Source organism: Kribbella sp. NBC_00482, assembly GCF_036013725.1.
GTDB lineage: Bacteria > Actinomycetota > Actinomycetes > Propionibacteriales > Kribbellaceae > Kribbella.
Genome location: NZ_CP107881.1, coordinates 197,717 through 218,193, shown reverse-complemented (window position 1 = coordinate 218,193; position 20,477 = coordinate 197,717). Strand labels below are relative to the sequence as shown.

The following is a 20,477-nucleotide window of genomic DNA, read 5'->3' as shown; positions in this document are numbered from 1 at the left end:
GGGCAGACGCCGACAACTCGAACCGCCCCGAACTCCTTGAAATAAAGGGAGAACCGCCCCATGCCCGCGAAACGCCTCCTGCCGCTCGCGGCCGCTGCGCTGTGCGTAGCCGCCGCCGGGCTCGGCTTCGGAACCGCCTCACCCGCCCAGGCCGCCGGTGAACAGGTCAACATCTGGCTGACCACCACCAACGACTCGGCCGGCCAGAACGTGACCCGCGGTCTGCAGCAGCAGACGCCGGTGAACTTCGGCCCGGCCGGCGGCTCGGCGAACCAGACCGTCACCGTCAACGAGAACACGACGTACCAGTCCTTCGAGGGCGGCGGTGCGTCGTTCGCCGACAGTTCGGCGTGGCTGCTGAACAGCAGCAACGTGATCTCGGCCGCGACCCGCGACCAGGTGATGAAGGACCTGTTCGACCCGGTGAACGGGATCGGCCTGGCCTTCGTCCGGAACCCGATGGGCGCCTCCGACCTGGCCCGCTTCAACTACTCGTACGACGACACATGCTGCGACCTGAACGACTTCAGCATCCAGCACGACCTCGCGGACGTCGTACCGCTCACCAAGCAGGCCCGGCAGCTCAACCCCAACTTGAAGGTCATGGGTTCGCCGTGGAGCGCACCGGCCTGGATGAAGGACAACAACGACTTCGTCCACCGCGGCTGGCTGAAGTGGGAGTACGCGCCGACGTACGCGCAGTACTTCGTCAAGTACCTGCAGCAGAACGAGGCCCAGGGCAACCACATCGACTACATCTCAGTGCAGAACGAGCCGACCTGTTGCGGCTCGGACTCGACCGGGTACGCGTCGATGAACTGGAACGGCTCCGGCCTGCTCGAGTTCACCAAGAACAACCTGATGCCCGCGCTGCAGGCCGCCGGGCTGACCACGAAGGTGCTGATCCTCGACTACAACTGGGGCAACTACAACGACCTCGGTTCGGTCCCGATCGCGGACGCCGCGCTGCGCAACCACCCGAACTTCGGCGGTATCGCCTGGCACGGGTACGGCGGCGACGTGAACCTGCAGACCCAGGTGCACAACCAGTACCCGAATGTGAACGCGTACATGACCGAGCACTCCGGCGGTACGTGGATCGCGAACCAGCAGGCCGAGGACATGAACAACCTGGTCGACTACACCCGCAACTGGGACAAGTCGTGGGTCAAGTGGGGCATCGCCCTGGACGAGAACCACCTGCCGTACGTCGGCGCCGGCTGCAACGTCTGCACCGGTCTCGTCACCGTGCACCGCAACGACAGCCAGCGCGGTCAGGTCACCAAGACCGTCGAGTACTACACGATGGGCCACCTGACGAAGTTCGTGAAGCCGGGCGCGCTGCGGATCGACTCGACCGCGAACAGCTCGGTGAAGAACGTGGCCTGGAAGAACCCGGACGGGTCCAAGGCCCTGATCGCCTACAACACCACGGGAAGCTCGCAGTCCGTGCGGGTGAACTGGGGCTCGCAGTCCTTCGTCTACACGCTGCCGACCAAGACGTCGGCCACGTTCACCTGGTCCGGCTCGCAGAGCGGCGACGGCGGAGGCGGTGGCGGACAGATCACGGGGCTGGCCGGCAAGTGCATGGACGTCGCCGGTGCCAACTCCGCAGACGGTACGGCGGTGCAGCTGTACGACTGCAACGGTTCGACGGCCCAGCAGTGGTCGCGCCCCGGTGACGGGACGGTCCGCGCCCTCGGCAAGTGCCTCGACATCAACGCCGGCTCCGTCGCCAACGGCGCGAAGGTGCAGATCTATTCGTGCAACGGCAGTGCCGCCCAGCAATGGACCTATACGAGTGGGAGAGACCTGGTGAATCCACAGGCGAACAAGTGTCTCGACGTCACCGGCAACAACTCCGCCAACGCGACTCCGCTGCAGACCTGGACCTGCACGGGCGCGGCGAACCAGAAGTGGACCGTCTCATGAGGCGGGTGACGGCGGCCGCCGCGGCGCTGGTGCTCGGCGGTGGTTTGTTGATGACGGCCAGCCCCGCGCAGGCGGCGACCGGGACGATCACCGGTCTGGCCGGGAAGTGTGCGGATGTAGCCGGCGCGAACAGTGTGGACGGTACGGCGGTCCAGCTGTACGACTGCAACGGAACGAGCGCACAGCAGTGGACCCGGTCGAGTGACGGGACGGTACGCGCGCTGGGTAAGTGCCTCGACGTTAATGCGGGCTCCGTGGCCAACGGCGCGAAGGTGCAGCTGTGGACGTGCAACGGGTCAGCCGCGCAGCAGTGGACGTACACGTCCGGCCGTGACCTGGTGAACCCGCAGGCGAACAAGTGCCTCGATGTCACCGGCAACAACTCGGCGAACAGTACGCCGTTGCAGCTGTGGACCTGCACCGGTACGGCGAACCAGAAGTGGAACGTGCCCGCCGCAGACGACGGGCCTCCTCCGGCGGGCGGTGCGCCGATGGCCGCAGCGCCGTACCTCTATCAGGGCTGGGGTTCGCCGCCGAATCCCGCGACTGTGATGAACGCGGCCGGCGTCAAGTGGTTCACGATGGCGTTCATCCTGTCCAACGGGTACTGCAACCCGCAGTGGGACGGGAACCGGCCGCTGACCGGCGGGGTCGACCAGCAGGCGATCAACACGATCCGGTCCAACGGCGGCGACGTCGTGGTCTCGGTCGGCGGCTGGTCCGGCAACAAGCTGGGGCAGAGCTGCGGTACGGCGAGCGAGCTCGCGGCGGCGTACCAGAAGGTGATCAACGCGCTGTCGCTGAAGGCGATCGACGTCGACATCGAGGACCAGGAGTTCTCGCAGCCGGCCGTCCGGCAGAAGGTCGTCGACGCGCTGAAGATCGTCGAGCAGAACAACCCGGGAATCGCGACGTACCTGACGTTCGGCACCACGACATCGGGTCCGGACGGGAACGGGCAGGACCTGATCCAGCGGGGTGCGAACTCGGGGCTGAACCTGGACGGCTGGGTGATCATGCCGTTCGACTTCGGCGGCGGGTCGACCAACATGGGCACGCTGACCCGGCAGGCGGCCGACGGGCTGAAGAACCGGGTCAAGGCGGCGTACGGGCTGACCGACGACGCGGCGTACCGCAAGATCGGCATCTCGTCGATGAACGGCATCACCGACGTGGCCGGTGAGCGCGTCAACCTGTCGGACTTCGAGTCGATGCTGTCCTACGCGTCCGAGCACCACCTGGCCCGGTTCACGTTCTGGTCGGTGAACCGCGACCGTCCGTGCACGGGCGGCGGCGCCGACACCTGCTCCGGCGTCTCCCAGAACCCCTGGGACTTCTCCAAGGTGATTGGGCGGTACCGGGGCTAGACGCGGATCGCCAGGCCATCACAATCGGCCCGCGACGGCTCGCCTCCACGGGCGGCCGTCGCGGGCCGACGATTGTGATGGCCTGGGCGTCCGGGGTTTGACCCTCCGGCTACCGGAGGGTGGAAGCTTGTCGCATGACGGCGACGGTGACGGTGGGGGAGTTCTCCCGCCTGACGCATCTGAGTGTGAAGACCCTGCACCACTACCACGACATCGGCCTGCTCGCGCCGGTCACGATCGACGCTTCGTCGGGCTACCGGCGCTACGGGACCGATCAGGTCGACACGGCGCTGCTGATCCGGCGGCTGCGGGAGCTGCGGATGCCGCTGCCGGACGTCCGCGCGGTGGTCGAGGCGTCGGACGGTCCGGCCCGGGAAGAGACGCTGCGGGCTCATCTCGAGCGGATGGAACAGGAGCTCGCCCACACCCGGGACGTCGTCACGTCTTTGCGTGAACTGCTGACGCCCGGCCGGCCGGTCCTCGACGTGCAGTACCGGTTCATCCCGGCGTTCCGTGCGTACGGCGTGACCGGGCATGTCGTGCGGGACGAGATCGGGCCGTGGTGCGAGTACGCCTTCGGCAAGCTCGCCGCCGTCGCAGGTGACATCCGGGCGACCTCGGGCGCGACGTACAGCGACGAGTTCTTCACCGACGACGCGGGTGAGGTGGTGACCTTCCTTCCGGTGGCGCCCGGCCAGCCGCCCGCTGACGGCGTCGAGCTCGTCGACCTGCCCGGCGGGTACTTCGCGATCGCCGTGCACGCCGGCCCGATGACCGACTTCGACCGCACCTACGGCGCGCTCGGCAGCCACGTCGCGGAGTACTGCGAGGTGGCGCCGGGACCGATCCGTGAGCTGTACCCCATCGGCCCGGGGGACGTCCCCGATCCGGCCGACTACCGAACCGAGGTCTGCTGGCCGATCCAGCGGATCCCTGTGCTGAAAGGCTGAACCATGTCTGTAACCCTCGAGAGCATCGCCTTCGACTGCGCCGACGCTGCTGCACTCGCCACCTTCTGGGCCGGCGTGCTGTCGACCGAGGTCGATGCCGAGGCCAACGAGTTCTTCGCCACCGTGAACCGGGCCGCGGACGGGCCGACGCTGATGTTCCTCCAGGTCCCGGAGCCGCGCAACGGTAAGAACCGCCTGCACGTCGACCTGGCCGCCACCGACTGGGCCGCCGAGGTCGACCGCCTGGTCGGACTGGGTGCCAAGCGGCTCGACGAGCACAACGAGTACGGCACCCACTGGATCACCCTCGCCGACCCCGAAGGCAACGTCTTCGATCTGGCCGAGAACCACTGAGGGGCCTTGCCAGCCATCTGTTGCGGGAGGAGGGTGAGGAGTGTCCGGCGGCGCCGGCGGGGCGCTGCCCTGAGGGTAAAGGGGGTGGATCGTGTACGCGCGCTCCACCACGATCAATGCCGCCCCGGCGTCGATCGACGCCGGCGTCGCGCAGGTGCGCGACGAGGTGATGCCCATGCTGACGGGGATGGACGGCTGTATCGGCCTGTCCATGCTTGTCGACCGTGAGTCCGGCCGCTGCATCACGACCAGCGCCTGGCAGTCGGAGGAGGCGATGCGGGCCACGGACGAAGCGCTGCAGCCGATCCGGGACAAGATCGCAGCGGAGCTCGGCGGCAGCCCGATGGTGCAGGAGTGGGAGATCGCCGTACTGCACCGTGACCACCGTTCGGTGGCCGGCGCGTGCGTCCGGGCGACCTGGGTGAAGGTCGACCCCGCGAACCTGGACCGGGCGATCGACGTCTACAAGCTCGCTTCACTGCCGAGGCTCGAGGATCTGGCCGGTTTCTGTAGTGCGAGCCTGCTGGTCGACCGGACCTCCGGCCGGGCGGTCTCGTCGGTCACCTACGACAGCCAGGAGACGTTGGACGGCAGCCGTGAAGCTGCCGCCTCCATGCGTGCCTCGACCGCCAAGGACGCCGGCGCCGAGATGCTGGACGTCGGTGAGTTCGAGCTCACCATCGCCCATTTAAGGGTGCCTGAGCTGACCTGATCGATCACGGTGTGTGGCCGAAGGCTGCCGTGAACGCCTCGCGGAACAGGTCGGCCAGGTTGGGTTCGCCGTTGTTGGCGGCCCAGCGGAGTAGGGCGGTGTGAGTTACGCCCAGTACGGCGCTTGCCGCGGCGCGGGCGCCGTACTCGAGCGCGGGATCGATCGCGCTGACGAATGCCTCCTGGAGGCGGTACTGGCTGTCCAGGTGGCGGGCTTGGAGTGCCGGGGTCGAGATCATCAGCTGGAGTCGCGTAAGGAGCAGGTCGTGCTCGTTCGTGGCGGCCAGGTCGAGGATGGTCAGGACGGTACGGCCGATGCGGTCGGTGAGTGATCCCGTTGCGGGGAGTTCCGTGATCGTGGTCGCGGTCAGTTGGTCGAAGTCGTCGTACAGGACCAGGTCTTCCTTGGTGGGGAAGTTCCGGTAGACCGTCATCGCCGAGACACCGGCCGCGTCGGCGACGTCGTTCACCGTGGTCGCGTCGTACCCGCGGTCGGTGAACAGGCGGAGCGCCAGTCGCTGGATGCGTTGCCTGGTGTCGGCACGCTGGCGGTCTCTCAAGTTCATGTGGTAGATACTAACAACATGATAGTTTCTAACATGAATGGCAAGGTCGCATTGGTGACGGGCGCTTCCCGGGGCATCGGTCGGGCGATCGCGGAGCGGCTGGCCGCGGCGGGGGCCGAGGTGGCCGTGCATTACCACCAGGACAAGGTCGGTGCGGAAGAGACGCTCGAGCGGATCGGCGGTCGCGGGTTCGTGATCGGGGCTGAGCTCGGGGTGCCTGGGGATGCTGAGCTCGTCGCCGACCAGTTGATTGCGGGGCTGTCCGGGCGACGGCTCGATGTGCTCGTCAACAACGCGGCGGCGGCGCCGGCGGGTCCGATCGGTGCGGATACGGAGGCAGCGTTCGACCGGTTGATGGCGGTCAACGTGCGAGCGCCGTACTTCCTGATCCAGCGGTTGCTGCCGGTGCTGTCCGACGACGGCCGGATCGTGTCGATCTCGTCGGTCGCGACCCGGATGGCGAACCCGGCGCAGACCTCGTTCGCGATGACCAAGGGCGCGCTGGAGACGATGACTCGCACCTTGGCGCAGGAGTTGGGCGCGCGCGGCATCACCGTGAACGCGGTCGCTCCCGGTGCGACCCGGACCCAAGCGAACGGCGCGATCTTCGAGACGCCCGGGTTGACGGAGCTGATCGTCGCGCAGACGGCGCTCGGACGGTTGGGCGGCGCCGACGATGTCGCCGAAGTGGTCGCGTTCCTTGCCTCACCCGCGGCGCGATGGATCACCGGACAGATCGTGGACGCGTCCGGTGGCTTGCACCTCGGAGTCGGCTAGGGGGTCGAGTCCGTGTCGAGGAAGAGTTGTACGTCGGGATGCGTGCGCAGCGCCGTACCGGGGTAATCGGGGCCGATCGGTTGCGTGAGGGTGTCCTGGACGGCTTGGCGTTTGACTGATCCGGGGACCGAGCCGATCAGCGCGTGCGCGTTCAGCAGGCGGGGGATGGTCACGGTGATCGCGTGCGTCGGTACGTCGGTGAGCGCCGGGAAGTTGCCCTCGTCGACCTGCTGCCGGCGGCTGGTCTCGTCGAGCGCGACTCGCTTCGCGGCTTCCGGGTCGTTGAAGTCGGCGGGCGGATCGTTGAACGCGAGGTGGCCGTTGACGCCGAGGCCGAACAGGACGAGGTCGAACGGGTCGTCGCCCATCAGGTCCGCGTAGGCGTCCGGGCCGTCGTCGGGTGCGAGCGGGTGGAACGTTGCCTGCGGCACCTTGTCGAGGAAGCTCCGGTGCAGCCAGTTGCGGAACGACTGCGGTGCATCAGGCGTCAGGTCGACGTACTCGTCCATGTGGAAGCACTCGACCCGGCTCCAGTCGAGGTCCGGCTCGACGGCCAGCGCGGCCAGGGTGGCTGTCTGGCTCGGCGCGGCGGCGAGCATGACGCGCGCCCGCCCGGTCGTCGCGATCGCCTTCCTGAGCCGCTCGGCAGCAGCGGCGCTCGCAGCGCGCCCGAGCTCCGTACGGTCCGAGGAGGTGACGACCCGCGGAGCATGCTCAACAGTCATGGAGAAAGGCTCGCACACCCTCCGGATCACCGCCGCGCCATGCCGAACTGCGAACGAGCGCCGGGGACCGGGAATAGGCAATAGCTAGTTCCCAGTCGCCGGCGGCTATGCCCACGTCCGGGGGTTAGCCCCCGGGTGTGGCGGTGGTTTGCCGGAGGTTGGGTCGGTGGGTGGCTGGAGTGTGTCGGCTTGAACGCGGAAATAGCTTCGTAGGTATGACGAATCAGGTGCTGACGGGCGCGGTGCAGGAGCCGACGGGTGGGGTGGCCGGGTGGGCGATCGACCTCATGGAGCGGTTGGGAGCGGCGGGGGCGGGGCTTGCGGTGGCGTTGGAAAACCTGTTTCCGCCGTTGCCGAGTGAGGTGATCCTGCCGCTGGCCGGGTTCGCGGCGGCGCGCGGTGATCTCGGGCTGGTCGCCGCGATCGCGTTCACCACGCTCGGGTCGGTCGTGGGCGCGCTCATGTTGTACGGCGTGGGCGCTGTGCTCGGGCGGGACCGGACGCGGGCGCTCGCCGAGAAGCTGCCGCTGGTGAAGCTACGCGACGTCGACAAGGCCGAGGACTGGTTCGGCCGGCACGGTGCGAAGGCGGTCCTGATCGGGCGGCTCGTTCCGGTGGTACGCAGCCTGATCTCGGTGCCGGCCGGGGTCGAGCGGATGCCGATCGTGCTGTTCCTCTCGCTGACGGCCGTCGGGAGCCTGGTCTGGAACTCGCTGCTGATCCTGGCCGGCTACCAGCTCGGCGAGCAGTGGCATCTGGTGGAGTCGTCGGTGGGGGTGTTCCAGAAGCTCGTGATCGCCGCCGCTGTGGGCGCCGTCGGGTGGTTCGTCGTGGCGAAGATCCGGGCCCGGCGTTCGGATTCTGAGAAAGTCGAGTAAGCGGCTCGACTTTGACTACGCTCGAGGTAGTTGCCGCCGAGATTCAGGAGATGGGTCAGATGCCGTCAGTCGCGTTCGAGTCGCAGGTCGCGCCCCAGAGTGCGCAAGAGCCGCCGGTCTGGCCGCAGTCGGTGGTCACGCTGGTGGGCAATCCGCGGGCCGGGTCGCGGACAGCAGCCGCGGCGGCGTCCGTCGCGGAGCTGCTCGCCTCCGAGCTCGGTACGCCGTACCGGATCGACGAGCTGATCGATCTGGTGACGATCGCCCCGGCCATCTTCCAGGGCGAGCAGGCCGGTGCCGAGGCGCAGGCGGCGCTGGAGAGCGCGGTCGATCTGGTGTCGTCGGCCTCGGTGATCGTCGTCGCGACTCCGGTCTACAAGGGCAGCTACACCGGTCTGCTGAAGAGCTTCCTCGACGTACTGCGTCCGTCCGCGTTGGCAGGCTCCGTGGTCGTCCCGGTGACGGTGTCGGCCGCGCCGAGCCACAAACTGCTCGCCGATCAGCACATCCGCCCGGTGCTCGCCGAGCTGGGCGCGAGCGTCCCGGTGCCCGGGGTGATCCTGGAGGAGCGAGACCTCGAGGACCTGCAGGTCGTCCTGTCCGGCTGGATCCGCGACAACGCCGGCATCGTCCAAGCCACCACAATCGCCCTCCAACCAGTCCCCGAACCCACACCTGCCCGATAACCCTGACGTGTCGTCGTTCAGCTGGCCGGGTCGATGGTCAGGGCGCTGAAGCGGGTGGTGAGGTCGTCGACCCAGGCGGTCGGGGTTCGGTGGTCGGGGAGGGGTACGCCGGCTTCGCTCCGCCAGAGGGCGTCGCCGAGCGTGGTGCGCAGATGCCAGGCCATGACGCGTGCGGGAGACAGGGTGCGGCCGGAGATCTGCTGGTAGTGGTGCATGGTCGCCTGGAGGAGTTCGATGCCTGGCCCGGTGCCCGGGAAGGTGCGGAGGTCGTACTCCGGCTCGGCTGTGCCGACTGTTTCGAAGTCGATCACCACGCGGAGTTCATCGCCCTGCCAGACTTGGTTCCCACCGTGGAAGTCGCCGTGTGCCAGCACGGTCGGCGCCGGCGAAGCGAGTACGTCGTCGGCCCAGTCGCACCAGCGCATCACCGACTCGACCTGATCCGGCCGGATCCACTGACCGATGCCGGCGCGGATCGTCTGCGTGGTCGCGGGGGGAAGCAGGACGGGTTGGAGGCCGCCGACGAGGTGGTCGACCCGCTCGACGGCTTGGTGCAGGGCGGCCAGAAAGACGGCGAGCTGCCGGCCGGCGTGATCCCGGTCGATCGAGTCGACGATGTCCCACAACGCCGTACCAGGAATGCGTCTGGTCACCAGCAGCACCGGATCGGTGCTGCTGGCAACGACCTCGGGGAGGAACGGAACCTCAGGTTCGTTCGCCAGTGCTGCCAGTACGCCGATCTCGTGCGCAACCCGCAGCGCGGCAGGTTGCGACCACGCGAACTTCGCGACGTACTGCTCCCCGACCATCGCGCTGGCGGCCCACCACACTGGATCGTCCTCGTCCAGCGTCTCCCGAACGACAACCTTGTGTCCGGTCAGCTCCGGAGCAACCGCTCGCAGTGCATCGGCGACCGCCTCCGGAGAATTCTCGGTCAACCACCTCATCCACCCATCCCATCACAAGAGTCAGTCGGTGTAGCTGGGTTGGGTGGGGGAGTGGCGGAGGGTTGTGGTTGCTGGGATGAGGGTTGAGGCGAAGGTTAGGAGGGCGGCCGCGCCTACTACGACGAGGTAGATCCAGATCGGGCCGGTGGGGAGGGCGTCGGTGGAGACCTTGGCGGAGAAGGGGAGGAGGCAGGCCAGGGCGACTGCGGTGCCGAGGGTGACGCCGGTGAGGGTGACCAGGGTGCTTTCGGTGGTCAGCATGCGGAGCACCTGGAAGCGGGTCGAGCCGGTCAGCCGTTGCAGAGCGAACTCGCGGCGGCGGCGCAGTGTCGTGGACACCAGGGTGTTGACGACCGAGACCGCGGTGTAGGCGATCAGCATGCCGACGAGCATGTAGTTGATCCACGCCTGGGTCTGCAGGTCCTCGACGTTCGACGCGACCAGCGTGCTGCGGTCGGCGACCTGGACACCCGGGTGGGCGGCAGCGAGTTTCGCCAGGCCCGGTGGTACGTCGGCACCCGGGGCGGACCGTACCAAGATCTGCTTGGTCAACCCGTCCGTCGTGTGCGCCGCGACCAGCGACGCAGGCAGGATGATCGTCTCGTACCCGCGCTCGGCCGCAAATGTCGCGACCACGCGCAGCTTCACCGTGGTCCCGTCGCCCAGCGTCATCGTCACGGAGGAGCCGACACCACGACCGGTCTTCGTCGCCATGTACTCCGGTACCGCGGCAGTCGCCCCGGTCAGACCGGCCAGCGATCCGCTCGTCAACCGAACCGGCGCCGTACCGTTCGCGCCCTGCGCATCCACGCCGATCACCGGCGCACCGTCCTCGTCGAACGGAGCATTGCGAGGGTCGTCGACCGCACCCATGCTGCGCACGAACGCCGAAGCGCTCGCCACGCCAGGCACCGCTCGAACCTGCGAGAGCACCGTCGGCGAGAGGCCGGCATCCGACACCAGTACGGCGTCCGCACGCAGATCCCGCGTGAACGCCTCCGAGGATGCGTGCACCTGCGTGGTCTGCATGTACAAGTTGGCGGTCGAAATGCCGACGGCAAGCATCACCGGCATCGCCGCGGCCGACAGCGCCACCGAGCGGGCCGACAGGTTGCGGATCGCGAGCCGGCCGTTCACCCGGGTCAGGGCCTGGACCGGCCAGCGCCAGATCCCCAGCACCGCCTTGGTCCAGAAGGGCCCGAGTACCGCGACACCGATCGCCCAGCAGAGGATGGAAGGACCCGCGGTCGAGGCGGCGAGCGGTCCGGACATCACCGTCGCGGTGACGATCAGCAACGCCATACCGCCGCCGAGGAACAGGAGACCGAACAGCAACCGGATCCAGCTGAACCACTTCCGCTGCAACGACGCCTCGACCAGCGCCTCGACGGGCTTGATCTTCGCCGACTTCCGCGCCGCGATGAGTCCCGCGCCGATGGCCGCGAGAACCGCCGCGCCGGCGCCGGCCGCGAACGGGATCCACCCCTGCGAGAACTCGATCACCGGCGAGGCGACGCCGTGCGAACTGAGCTGATCGAAGAGGAACCGGCCGAGAAAGATCCCCGGCAGGCACCCGAGGGCGACGGCCGGCAGTGAGACCATGAGCGCCTCGCCGAGGATCATCCGCCGTACCTGACCGGGTGTGGTGCCGATCCCGCGGAGCAGCGCGAACTCGCGCTCCCGGTGCTGCGCGGCGAGCGCCAGCGTGGACGCGACCACGAACATCATCGTCATCGCCGCGATCCCGCCGAACGAGCCGGCGATCGCGATCAACGCCGTACGGTGTGATTCGGCGTCGGGGTGTTCCGCGAGTCCGCGGTCGACACCCGCACGGGCGGTGAGGCTGCCGTCCAGCTTTTCCAACCGATCCTTCACGTCGTCGACGTTGGTGCCGGGGGCAACTTGTACGCCGACGTCGGCGAAACGGGCCGGGTTGCGGACGAGTTGGGCGGCGTCGTGGTCGGAGAAGAAGGCGTGACCGGCGGCCTGTGGGGCGGTTCCGCTGATGATGAAGTTCTTCGGCTCGCCGTTGATCAGGAGGGTCAGTTGATCGCCGACTTTCCCGGTCGAAACCACGACCTGACCGGAGCGCGGAGCTTTCCCAGTACTGAGGTGATAGGGGGCGAGAGCGGCGGAGGACCAGTTGTGGCCCTCAGCAACTGAAGGAGCGATGGCGGTGAAGGTGTAGTCGCCAGTGGCAGACGCGACGCCTTGTGTGGAACGGATCTTGGCAAGGAGCTCTACGGGGACGCCAACGCGTTCCGTGAGGGGAGTGGGGTCTTCGACGCCGGGGCGGTGGTGGGATTGCTTGCCGGTGACAACGAGCGACGTGCCGGCGAGGCGTTCCGGCTCCACGTTGGAGCGGATGCCGGTCTCCATCAGGCCGCCGCAGGCCATCACGATCGCCGTACCGAAGGCGACCGCGATGAACGTGGCGATGAATCCGCTCTTGCGATGGCGCAAGGTGCGGACGGCGAGACGCATCATCCCGCCACCGCCTGCAGGGTCGAGCGCGCGCCGAGGTGGGTCATCCGGTCGGCGACCGCTTCGGCGGTCGGGTCGGTCAGGCTGCCGGCGAGCGCGCCGTCGGCGAGGAAGACGACCTGGTCGGCGTACGACGCGGCGACCGGGTCGTGGGTGACCATGACGACCGTCTGGCCCTGGGTCCGCACCGGTTCGCGGAGGAGTTCGAGGACGTCGGCGGCGGTCTGGGTGTCGAGAGCGCCGGTCGGCTCGTCAGCGAAGATCACGGCCGGCCGCGCGACGAGCGCACGGGCGATCGCGACCCGCTGCTGCTGGCCGCCGGACAGCTCGCCCGGGCGGTGCTTGGACCGCTCAGCGAGACCGACGCGCTCCAGCACCTGTCGTACGGCGGCCTTGTTCACGCGGCGCCCGTCGAGTTCCTGCGGCAGGCAGACGTTCTGCCAGACGGTCAATGCGGGCAGCAGGTTGAACGACTGGAACACGAAGCCGATCCGCTCACGCCGGAGTTCGGTCAGCCTGCGCTCGCTGAGTCCGGCGAGCGCCTGGCCGTCGATGGAGACGCTGCCGGACGTCGGCCGGTCGAGTCCCGCCGCACAGTGCAGGAAGGTGCTCTTGCCCGATCCGGACGGACCCATCACCGCGGTGAAGGTGCCGGGGGCGAATTTCATCGAGATCCCGTTCAGGGCGGTGACGGCGTTCCCGCCACGGCCGTAGACCCGTCGTACCTCTTGCAGGACGACCGAGTACCCGGTCCCGTCGACTGCTTCCTGCGTCCGTTTCCTCATGCCGCCGACGCTACGGATCAGCGGCGTACCGACCCATGGTGCTGAACCGCCCCTGATGGTGGACGAAACCCCACCACAGGTCAGGGGCGGAGCAGCGCCCGGAGGCCGGCGGTATAGGTCGCGGGGGTGACGTCACCGATGATGAGCCGCTGCAGGACGAAGCCTGGGATCAGACCGAACAGCACCTGGGCGACGTGGCGGGGATCGGCGTCGGCATCGATCGTGCCGTCGGCCTGGGCACGGCGGGCGACTTCCTCGAACCGGTCCCGCAGTTGGGTGTACTTGCCGCAGGCGGTGGTCAGGATCGCCGGGTTGTGCAACGCCTCGGCCCAGGCCTGGACGCCGACCCGGGTGACGTCGCCGCCGGGGCGTCCGGCCACCTCGACCACGTGATCGAGCGCTGTCTCCAGAGCCCGCAGGGGCGTCAGTGGCTCTTCGGTGGCGAGGATGTTCTGGAAGACCTCGTCGACGGTGCTGAGCGCGTCGTCGGCGATCGCGGCGACGATCTCTTCCTTGCTCTTGAAGTACCCGTAGACGGCGCCCGCGGACAGCCCGGACTCGCGGATCACGTCCGCCATCGTCGTCTTGTGGAAGCCCTCCCCGATGACGCAGGTGCGGGCCGCCGCGACGATCTGCGCGCGACGCGCCAGGCGGTGTTCCTCGGTGACCTTGGGCACGCTCGCAACATAAAACGAATATCCGTTCTTGACAAGTCGCCGAGCCGTTGCCAGGCTCGGATACATAAAGAACGATCATTCGGTTTTATTGCCTGAGGGAGTACTGACCATGACCACTGAGGCGCACGCGGCCGAACGTCGCCGGCCGCCCCTGATCGCCGTCATCACGCTGCTGACCGCGGTCCTCACGGTGTTCCTGATCGCCTTCGCGTGGCCGTCCGCGCGCTCCGAACCGCGGAACGTCCCGCTCGCGGTGTCCGGCCCGGCCCCGGCGGTCGCGCAGATCGAGGCCGGGCTCGAGCAGGCGATGCCCGGTGGCTTCGAGATCACCGCCGTACCGGATCGGCAGGCGGCCGTGCAGCGGATCGAGGACCGGGACGCGTACGGCGCGATCGTGCTGGACGCGGCGCAGCCCGAAGTACTGACCGCGTCCGCGGGCGGTCCGGCCATCGCGCAGGTTCTGACGCAGCTGTCGGCCCGGATGTCCCCGGAGAACCCGGCGAAGGTGACCGACATCGTGCCGCTGCCGAAGGACGATCCGCGCGGTGCGGGTCTCGCCGCCGGCGCGTTGCCGCTGGTTCTCGGCGGGATCATCGCCGCCGCCGCGCTGACTCAGTTGGTGCGGTCCGGTGCGCAGCGGATGATCGGCGCGGTCACGTTCGCGATCACCGGCGGTCTCGCGCTGGCCGCCGTACTGCAGTACTGGCTCGGCTCGTTCGAGGGCAGCTACCTCGGCAACGCGGGTGTGATCGCGATGTCGATCGCGGCGATCAGTCTCACGCTGCTCGGACTCGAGTGGCTGCTCGGTACGGCGGGACTCGCGCTCGGCGGCGCCGTGATGATGCTGCTCGGCAACCCGCTCTCCGGGATGACGAGCGCGCCCGAGATGCTGCCGAACGGATGGGGCACGCTGGGGCAGCTCCTGCCGCCCGGAGCAGCCGGTACGGCGTTGCGCTCGGTGAGCTTCTTCGACGGCGCAGGCGCTGCCCGGCCACTCGTCGTACTGGCGTGCTGGTTACTCGCCGGAGTGGCGCTCTGCGGGCTCGGCGCGCTGCGCTCGCGAGGACGCGCCGTACCGGCTCGGCATGAGGCGTCCGCAGTCGCGGCCTGACAAAGTGGGGGTATGACAACGCGGTGATCGGATCGTTACGTTCCGGTCACCGCGTTACCAGCTCCTGCCTCGACAACGTTGTCTGTCAAGCATTGACTTCGGCCGATGCAGGCTCCTACGGTCGCGGGAAAGCCCGCAGGGTTTGGGCCGTGGTACCGGGATGACAACGATTGCCCGAAGGTGGACGTGAATGATGTCTAGGAAACGTTTCAAAGTGGCGGCTGTGGCGAGCGCGCTGCTGCTCGCGGTGACGGCCTGCAGCCAGGGGTCGACGACCAAGCAGCCGGATGCCGGCAGCTCGCAGAGCTCCGGTCCGGCGAACATCAAGATCGCGTACCAGCAGTGGGGTCCGGGCACGGTGATGAAGAACTTCCTCGCCGGCGTGAAGACCGAGTACGAGGCGGCGAACCCCGGCTCGACGGTCGAGATCCTTCCGATCGTTGCCTCGGAGAACGACTACTACACCAAGCTGCAGCTGATGATGCGGTCGCCGAACACCGCACCGGACGTGGTCTACGAGGACACCTTCCTGATCAACTCCGACATCACCGCGGGGTACCTGAAGCCGCTCGACGACTACATCAGCAAGTGGGACCAGTGGAGTCAGTTCGAGGAGACCGCCAAGGGCGCGGCGAAGGCGCTCGACGGCAAGACGTACGGCGTCCCGGACGGCACCGACACCCGCGCGCTCTGGTACAACAAGCAGCTGTTCGCGAAGGCCGGCCTGCCCGAGGACTGGCAGCCGAAGACCTGGGACGACGTGCTCAGCGCGGCCCGGACGATCAAGCAGAAGCTCCCCGGCGTCATCCCGATGAACGTGTACTCGGGCAAGCCGATGGGTGAGGCGTCCGCGATGCAGGGCTTCGAGATGCTGCTGTACGGCACCAAGGACACGCTGTACAACAACGACCAGCAGAAGTGGGTCGTCGGCAGCCAGGGCTTCAAGGACTCGCTGAACTTCATCAAGACCATCTACGGCGAAGGCCTCGCGCCGTCGCCGAAGCAGGCGCTCGACCCGAACATGGGCAGCAAGGTCGGCACCGAGCTGCTGCCGCAGAGCAAGCTGGCGATCGACCTGGACGGCTCCTGGATCTACAGCAACTGGCAGAAGACCGGCGCGAAGCCGTGGCCGCAGTGGAGCACGGTGCTCGGCCAGACCGCGATGCCGACCCAGGACGGCAGCGGCAAGGGCAAGGTCAGCCTCTCCGGCGGCTGGACCTGGGCGATCCCGGCCAAGTCCAAGAACCCGGACGCGGCCTGGAACCTGATCAAGACCCTGCAGACGCAGAAGAACGCGACCAAGTACGCGACCGACGGCGCGCAGATCGCGGTCCGCAAGGACGTCGCCGAGGACGCCGGCTACAAGAACTCGTCGAAGAGCACGAAATTCTTCACCGACCTGGTGTCGGTGACCGTGTACCGCCCGGCGTTCGCGGAGTACCCGAAGGTCTCGAACGAGATCATCACCGCGATGGAGGCGGTGATGACCGGGCAGTCCTCGCCGGACAAGGCCGCCAAGAACTACGACGAAGCGGTCGAAGGCATCGTCGGCAAGGACAAGACGACTTCGGGCCAGTAGCCGAACCGACGAAGGAACCTTGCCTGTGACGACGACTGTCGCCCCCACGGCCTCCACTCCCGCTCCCTCCGGCAAGACGTCCGGACGGAGCGGGAAGCCGCGGGCCGCCAACCTGATCCGGATGCTGCCGCTGTCGCCGGCCATCGGACTCATGCTGGTCTTCCTGGCCGGCCCGATCCTCTACTGCGTGTACGCCGCGTTCACCAACATGGCGCTGACCGGAACCGGCGCCGCGAACGTGAAGTTCGTCGGCGTGGACAACTTCCGCAAGGCGTTCGGCAGCGGCGCGTTCACGAACGCGATCTGGCTGACGCTGGTGTTCACGCTGATCTCCGCGATCATCGGGCAGAACACGCTCGGCCTCGGCCTCGCGCTGCTGATGCGGAAGTCCACGAAGCTCGTCCGGAACTTCGTCGGTACGGCGGTGATCGGCGCGTGGGTGCTGCCCGAGGTGGTCGCGGCGTACCTGCTGAGCGCGTTCTTCAACGACGACGGCACCCTGAACGTGATGCTGCACGCGGTCGGCCTGCCCGGTCAGGACTGGTTGTACGCGGCACCGATCATCGCGGTCTCGCTGGCCAACATCTGGCGCGGTACGGCGTTCTCGATGCTGGTGTACTCGGCCGCCCTGAGCGAGATTCCCAAGGAGATCGAGGAATCCGCCGAGATGGACGGCGCGGGCGGCTGGCGGCGGCTCGCGTTCGTGACGCTGCCGATGATCACCCGCGCGATCATGACCAACCTGATGCTGATCACGCTGCAGACGCTGAGCGTGTTCGGCCTGATCTTCGCGATGACCCGCGGCGGCCCGGGGACCAAGAGCCAGACGTTGCCGCTGTACATGTACGAGCAGGCGTTCAGCTTCTCCCAGATCGGCTACGGCACCGCGATCGCCCTGGTGATGCTGGCGATCGGCGCGGTGTTCTCGCTGATCTACCTGCGTGGACTGAACTCGGAGGCAGCGTGACAGTGCACATGGCGCGACTTCGTCGCGGCAGATCATGGGGCTGTTGCTCCCGGTCTTCCCTCGTCGCTCCGGTCGCTTCGCTCCCTGCGCTCCTCAGTCCAGACCGGGAGGCCCCATGATCGCCCGCGACAAGATGAGCAAGCTGGCATCGAACCTGATCCTGCTGGCCATCGGCGTACTGTTCGTGCTTCCGCTGCTGTGGGTGCTGTTCGCGTCGATCAACCGGACCGCGGGGCTGCGGGTCGAGTTCCCGACACATCCGACGCTCGGGAACTTCAAGGCGGTGCTGAACACCGACACGACGTACCGGCCGGTGCTGAACGGCATCATCCTGTGCGGTGGGGCCGCGTTGCTGACGATGGTCTGCGCGGTGCTGGCGGCGTACCCGTTGTCGCGGTTCCGGACGCGGTTCAACCGGCCGTTCCTGCTCACCGTGCTGTTCTGCACCGGGCTGCCGATCACCGCGGTCATGGTGCCCGTCTACGGGTTGTTCGTGCAGCTGAACCTGGTCGACACGCTCGGCGGCACGATCATGTTCATGGCGACGAGTGCGTTGCCGTTCGCGATCTGGCTGACGAAGACGTTCATGGACGGCGTACCGATCTCACTCGAGGAAGCGGCCTGGGTCGACGGCGCCGGGAACATGCGCGCGCTGCGGGCGATCGTGCTGCCGTTGATGTGGCCAGGGATCGCGGTCGTGCTGATCTTCACCTTCATCGGCATGTGGGGGAACTTCTTCGTCCCGTTCATGCTGCTGCTGTCTCCGGAGCGGTTGCCGGCGTCGGTCAGCATCTTCACGTTCTTCGGCCAGTACGGCGAACCGAACTACGGGCAACTGGCGGCGTACTCCCTCATCTACACCACCCCCGTACTCCTCCTCTACCTCCTCCTCAGCCGCAAACTAGGCGGCGCCTTCGCCCTAGGCGGCGCCATCAAGGGCTGAACCACAACAACAGCCGCCGCGAAACGACACCACTTCGCGGCGGCTGCTCTGTTACCCGGCTCCGCCGGCGTGCGCAGACCGTGCCGGGTGGGCTGGGGTGGGTCAGTTGGTGGTGAGGGTGGTGCGGGTTTGCTGCCAGGAGGTTAGTTTTTCGGGGAAGGTTGACTCCCATTGGAAGTCGGGGACGCCTTGGGTGTAGCGGGAGAGGGCTAGCGGGGCCAACGCGGCGGCGGATTCCGGGGCGGCGTCGACTACTACGGCCAGGCGGATGATGAAGGTCGCCAGGCGGGTCAGGCGGGAGTGGTCGGGCGTGGCTTCCAGGTCCTTCAGTTGGCCGCGGAGCTGTTTGATGGTGCGTGCCGCCGTACGGTGTTCGCCGCGGCCTGATGGCTGGTCGAGTTCGTCGGACGGGATGCCCAGGAGTTCCGCGACTTCCTCCGACGGCTCGGTGGCAGGAGTTGATTTGCCGAACAGGCGGGGCTTGTCGGACTGGAGGCGGTCAGCGATCTCGTCCAGGAGTGTGTCGAGGCAGCGGACCAGCTCGGATACGGCCTTGTCAGCCGTCCTGCGGCGGTTCGAGTCGAGTGCGGCGACGCGTGCGTGCTCTGCCTCGATGGCCGCGCGCAGCGATTCCGGCCAGTCCTCGAGACCGGTCAGCTGTTCCTGACGGGGCGCCGACGCGTTGAGCGCGCTGGGGTCGAGCGGCTTGGCGCCGGAGCGCGCCGCGTCGATCTCCTCGCCGATCTTCTTCTGAGGTCCCGGAACAATTGAGCTCACACGTCCACCCTACGCAGGTTCCACACGGACGGGACTACGAGCGTGATGAGGGTGATGAGGACGAACAGGGCGGCGCCGTACAGTTCGACGGCTTTTGCGCTGATCGCCACGGCGACGTACCCGACGGTGAGTTGGCCGACGGGGCCGGCGATGAACGAGCCGAGCATGTCGTACGACGACACTCGCGACAGCTTGTCGATGGGGACGTGCTGGCCGAGTGCGGTCTCCCAGCCGATCCCGAAGATGTCGAAGCCGACCCCGAGGATGAACGCCGCGATCGCCATCGCCCAGAGCTGGGGCAGCAGCGCCAGGCACAGCATGACCGGGACCGTGAGGAGCATGCCGAGCATCCCGGCGCGGAGCGGGCGGCGCGGTTTGAGGCGGAGCATGACGAGGCCTCCGACGATCAGTCCGGCGCCGAAGCAGGCACTGACCAGACCCCAACCGGCCCGGCCGAAGGTGCGGTCCGCGATCACCGGGCCGAGGACCTGGTAGCAGGCCGTGTAGATCAGGTTGAGCAGCGCGAACGCGAGCACGATCACCCAGACCCACTGCCGGGACGCGAACTCCTTCCAGCCCTCGCGCAGGTCGGTCAGCACCGAGCTCGCCGCCCGCTCGATCCGCGGGATCGTCAGGCGGAACAGCAACAGCGCACCGATCAGGAACGTCACGCCGTCCACCGCGAGCCCGATCCCCGGACCGGTCAGTCCGACGATCACACCGGCGACCGCGCCGCCGCCGATCATCGCCGACGAGCGCGCGAACCCGGCGATCGCGTTGGCCTGGGGGAGCTCGGCCCGGTCCACGATCGACGGCAGGATCCCGGTCATCGCGGGCATCACGAACGCGGCCGCCACCCCGTTCACCGCTTCGATCGCCGCGAGCTGCCAGATCGTCGCGTGCCCGCTGAGGACGAGCGCCGCGGCCAGTCCCTGAGTGAGTCCGCTGATCGTGTTGGCGACGACCAGGACCAGATGCCGGGGCAGGCGATCGGCGATCACGCCGCCGATCAGCAGGAACACGATGTTCGGGATGCTTCGCGCGGCCAGCACCGTCCCGACGGCACTGGCGGAATGCGACACGTCCAGTACGGCGAACACCAACGCCACCGGCGCGATCGCCGATCCGAGGATCGAGATGAACCGCGCCGAGATGAAGATCCGGACGTCCCGGTGCCGCAATACGGCCAGATCCTGCCGAAACCCCACCCCGCCACCCCTCTCCCAAACTTCGCGATCCTATCCAAGTCGGGGACGATTGT

20 protein-coding genes are annotated in these 20,477 nt (G+C 67.8%); 12 read left to right on the top strand and 8 right to left on the bottom strand.

Annotated elements, in window-relative coordinates:
- Positions 1 to 60: 60 nt before the first annotated feature.
- The 5 genes from OHB24_RS01060 (at position 61) to OHB24_RS01040 (ending at position 5,315) form a co-directional block, all read left to right on the top strand.
- On the top strand, positions 61 to 1,932 hold the full coding sequence (locus OHB24_RS01060; RefSeq protein WP_327637005.1) for a ricin-type beta-trefoil lectin domain protein: 1,872 nt from the start codon (positions 61 to 63) through the stop codon (positions 1,930 to 1,932).
- Positions 1,929 to 3,299: a ricin-type beta-trefoil lectin domain protein gene (locus OHB24_RS01055; RefSeq protein ID WP_327637004.1), complete on the top strand. Its 1,371-nt coding sequence runs from the start codon at positions 1,929 to 1,931 to the stop codon at positions 3,297 to 3,299. Before OHB24_RS01060 ends, OHB24_RS01055 begins: the two co-directional genes overlap by 4 nt.
- Positions 3,300 to 3,433: 134 nt before the next feature.
- Entirely contained in the window at positions 3,434 to 4,249 is an 816-nt protein-coding gene (locus OHB24_RS01050) for a MerR family transcriptional regulator (protein ID WP_327637003.1), read from the top strand.
- Between the two features lie 3 nt (positions 4,250 to 4,252).
- Entirely contained in the window at positions 4,253 to 4,603 is a 351-nt protein-coding gene (locus tag OHB24_RS01045; RefSeq protein WP_327637002.1) for a VOC family protein, read from the top strand.
- Between the two features lie 91 nt (positions 4,604 to 4,694).
- The gene (locus tag OHB24_RS01040) at positions 4,695 to 5,315 is read left to right on the top strand and encodes an antibiotic biosynthesis monooxygenase family protein (RefSeq protein WP_327637001.1); all 621 of its coding nucleotides are present in this window, start codon (positions 4,695 to 4,697) and stop codon (positions 5,313 to 5,315) included.
- A gap of 4 nt (positions 5,316 to 5,319) precedes the next feature.
- Here OHB24_RS01040 and OHB24_RS01035 read toward each other — a convergent pair whose 3' ends face one another.
- On the bottom strand, positions 5,320 to 5,880 hold the full coding sequence (locus OHB24_RS01035) for a TetR/AcrR family transcriptional regulator (protein ID WP_327637000.1): 561 nt from the start codon (positions 5,878 to 5,880) through the stop codon (positions 5,320 to 5,322).
- Positions 5,881 to 5,913: 33 nt separating this feature from the next.
- On the opposite strand from OHB24_RS01035, the gene OHB24_RS01030 reads away from it, so the two are divergent.
- The gene (locus OHB24_RS01030; RefSeq protein ID WP_327636999.1) at positions 5,914 to 6,657 is read left to right on the top strand and encodes an SDR family oxidoreductase; all 744 of its coding nucleotides are present in this window, start codon (positions 5,914 to 5,916) and stop codon (positions 6,655 to 6,657) included.
- Here OHB24_RS01030 and OHB24_RS01025 read toward each other — a convergent pair.
- Positions 6,654 to 7,382 (bottom strand): 6-phosphogluconolactonase, encoded by a 729-nt coding sequence (locus OHB24_RS01025; RefSeq protein ID WP_327636998.1) that lies wholly within the window; start codon positions 7,380 to 7,382, stop codon positions 6,654 to 6,656. The two genes, OHB24_RS01030 and OHB24_RS01025, sit on opposite strands and share 4 nt — an antisense overlap.
- Before the next feature lie 215 nt (positions 7,383 to 7,597).
- Here OHB24_RS01025 and OHB24_RS01020 point away from each other — a divergent pair, with 215 nt between their 5' ends.
- Together OHB24_RS01020 and OHB24_RS01015 are read left to right on the top strand one after the other, a co-directional pair.
- The gene (locus OHB24_RS01020) at positions 7,598 to 8,260 is read left to right on the top strand and encodes a DedA family protein (protein ID WP_327636997.1); all 663 of its coding nucleotides are present in this window, start codon (positions 7,598 to 7,600) and stop codon (positions 8,258 to 8,260) included.
- 59 nt (positions 8,261 to 8,319) lie between these two features.
- Entirely contained in the window at positions 8,320 to 8,946 is a 627-nt protein-coding gene (locus tag OHB24_RS01015; protein WP_327636996.1) for an NADPH-dependent FMN reductase, read from the top strand.
- Positions 8,947 to 8,963: 17 nt separating this feature from the next.
- On the opposite strand, the gene OHB24_RS01010 is transcribed toward OHB24_RS01015, so the two are convergent.
- The 4 genes from OHB24_RS01010 to OHB24_RS00995 all read right to left on the bottom strand — a co-directional run bounded on the left by OHB24_RS01010 (position 8,964) and on the right by OHB24_RS00995 (position 13,839).
- Positions 8,964 to 9,893, bottom strand: coding sequence for a phosphotransferase family protein (locus OHB24_RS01010; RefSeq protein ID WP_327636995.1), 930 nt, complete (start codon positions 9,891 to 9,893; stop codon positions 8,964 to 8,966).
- A gap of 21 nt (positions 9,894 to 9,914) precedes the next feature.
- On the bottom strand, positions 9,915 to 12,380 hold the full coding sequence (locus tag OHB24_RS01005) for an ABC transporter permease (RefSeq protein WP_327636994.1): 2,466 nt from the start codon (positions 12,378 to 12,380) through the stop codon (positions 9,915 to 9,917).
- On the bottom strand, positions 12,377 to 13,162 hold the full coding sequence (locus tag OHB24_RS01000) for an ABC transporter ATP-binding protein (RefSeq protein ID WP_327636993.1): 786 nt from the start codon (positions 13,160 to 13,162) through the stop codon (positions 12,377 to 12,379). Before OHB24_RS01000 ends, OHB24_RS01005 begins: the two co-directional genes overlap by 4 nt.
- Before the next feature lie 80 nt (positions 13,163 to 13,242).
- Positions 13,243 to 13,839, bottom strand: a complete 597-nt coding sequence (locus tag OHB24_RS00995; RefSeq protein WP_327636992.1) for a TetR/AcrR family transcriptional regulator — start codon at positions 13,837 to 13,839, stop codon at positions 13,243 to 13,245.
- Positions 13,840 to 13,948: 109 nt separating this feature from the next.
- Here OHB24_RS00995 and OHB24_RS00990 point away from each other — a divergent pair, with 109 nt between their 5' ends.
- The 4 genes from OHB24_RS00990 to OHB24_RS00975 all read left to right on the top strand — a co-directional run bounded on the left by OHB24_RS00990 (position 13,949) and on the right by OHB24_RS00975 (position 18,439).
- Positions 13,949 to 14,950: a hypothetical protein gene (locus OHB24_RS00990; protein ID WP_327636991.1), complete on the top strand. Its 1,002-nt coding sequence runs from the start codon at positions 13,949 to 13,951 to the stop codon at positions 14,948 to 14,950.
- Positions 14,951 to 15,173: 223 nt separating this feature from the next.
- A complete protein-coding gene (locus tag OHB24_RS00985) occupies positions 15,174 to 16,529 on the top strand; it encodes an extracellular solute-binding protein (protein ID WP_327636990.1) in 1,356 nt (451 codons plus the stop codon).
- 25 nt (positions 16,530 to 16,554) lie between these two features.
- Positions 16,555 to 17,496, top strand: coding sequence for a carbohydrate ABC transporter permease (locus OHB24_RS00980; protein ID WP_202872161.1), 942 nt, complete (start codon positions 16,555 to 16,557; stop codon positions 17,494 to 17,496).
- A gap of 115 nt (positions 17,497 to 17,611) precedes the next feature.
- A complete protein-coding gene (locus OHB24_RS00975) occupies positions 17,612 to 18,439 on the top strand; it encodes a carbohydrate ABC transporter permease (protein ID WP_327636988.1) in 828 nt (275 codons plus the stop codon).
- Between the two features lie 102 nt (positions 18,440 to 18,541).
- Here the strand turns inward: OHB24_RS00975 and OHB24_RS00970 are convergent, their stop codons facing one another.
- Positions 18,542 to 19,216: a hypothetical protein gene (locus tag OHB24_RS00970; RefSeq protein ID WP_327636987.1), complete on the bottom strand. Its 675-nt coding sequence runs from the start codon at positions 19,214 to 19,216 to the stop codon at positions 18,542 to 18,544.
- Entirely contained in the window at positions 19,213 to 20,424 is a 1,212-nt protein-coding gene (locus OHB24_RS00965) for an MFS transporter (RefSeq protein ID WP_327636986.1), read from the bottom strand. Before OHB24_RS00965 ends, OHB24_RS00970 begins: the two co-directional genes overlap by 4 nt.
- Positions 20,425 to 20,477 lie beyond the last annotated feature (53 nt).

What these genes read in the sequence shown, in the direction of transcription:
- OHB24_RS01060 (WP_327637005.1), top strand. Translation starts at nt 61, where the DNA reads ATGCCCGCGAAACGCCTCCTGCCGCTCGCGGCCGCTGCGCTGTGCGTA.
- OHB24_RS01055 (WP_327637004.1), top strand. Translation starts at nt 1,929, where the DNA reads ATGAGGCGGGTGACGGCGGCCGCCGCGGCGCTGGTGCTCGGCGGTGGT.
- OHB24_RS01050 (WP_327637003.1), top strand. Translation starts at nt 3,434, where the DNA reads ATGACGGCGACGGTGACGGTGGGGGAGTTCTCCCGCCTGACGCATCTG.
- OHB24_RS01045 (WP_327637002.1), top strand. Translation starts at nt 4,253, where the DNA reads ATGTCTGTAACCCTCGAGAGCATCGCCTTCGACTGCGCCGACGCTGCT.
- OHB24_RS01035 (WP_327637000.1), bottom strand. Translation starts at nt 5,880, where the DNA reads ATGAACTTGAGAGACCGCCAGCGTGCCGACACCAGGCAACGCATCCAG.
- OHB24_RS01030 (WP_327636999.1), top strand. Translation starts at nt 5,914, where the DNA reads ATGAATGGCAAGGTCGCATTGGTGACGGGCGCTTCCCGGGGCATCGGT.
- OHB24_RS01025 (WP_327636998.1), bottom strand. Translation starts at nt 7,382, where the DNA reads ATGACTGTTGAGCATGCTCCGCGGGTCGTCACCTCCTCGGACCGTACG.
- OHB24_RS01020 (WP_327636997.1), top strand. Translation starts at nt 7,598, where the DNA reads ATGACGAATCAGGTGCTGACGGGCGCGGTGCAGGAGCCGACGGGTGGG.
- OHB24_RS01015 (WP_327636996.1), top strand. Translation starts at nt 8,320, where the DNA reads ATGCCGTCAGTCGCGTTCGAGTCGCAGGTCGCGCCCCAGAGTGCGCAA.
- OHB24_RS01010 (WP_327636995.1), bottom strand. Translation starts at nt 9,893, where the DNA reads ATGAGGTGGTTGACCGAGAATTCTCCGGAGGCGGTCGCCGATGCACTG.
- OHB24_RS01005 (WP_327636994.1), bottom strand. Translation starts at nt 12,380, where the DNA reads ATGATGCGTCTCGCCGTCCGCACCTTGCGCCATCGCAAGAGCGGATTC.
- OHB24_RS01000 (WP_327636993.1), bottom strand. Translation starts at nt 13,162, where the DNA reads ATGAGGAAACGGACGCAGGAAGCAGTCGACGGGACCGGGTACTCGGTC.
- OHB24_RS00990 (WP_327636991.1), top strand. Translation starts at nt 13,949, where the DNA reads ATGACCACTGAGGCGCACGCGGCCGAACGTCGCCGGCCGCCCCTGATC.
- OHB24_RS00975 (WP_327636988.1), top strand. Translation starts at nt 17,612, where the DNA reads ATGATCGCCCGCGACAAGATGAGCAAGCTGGCATCGAACCTGATCCTG.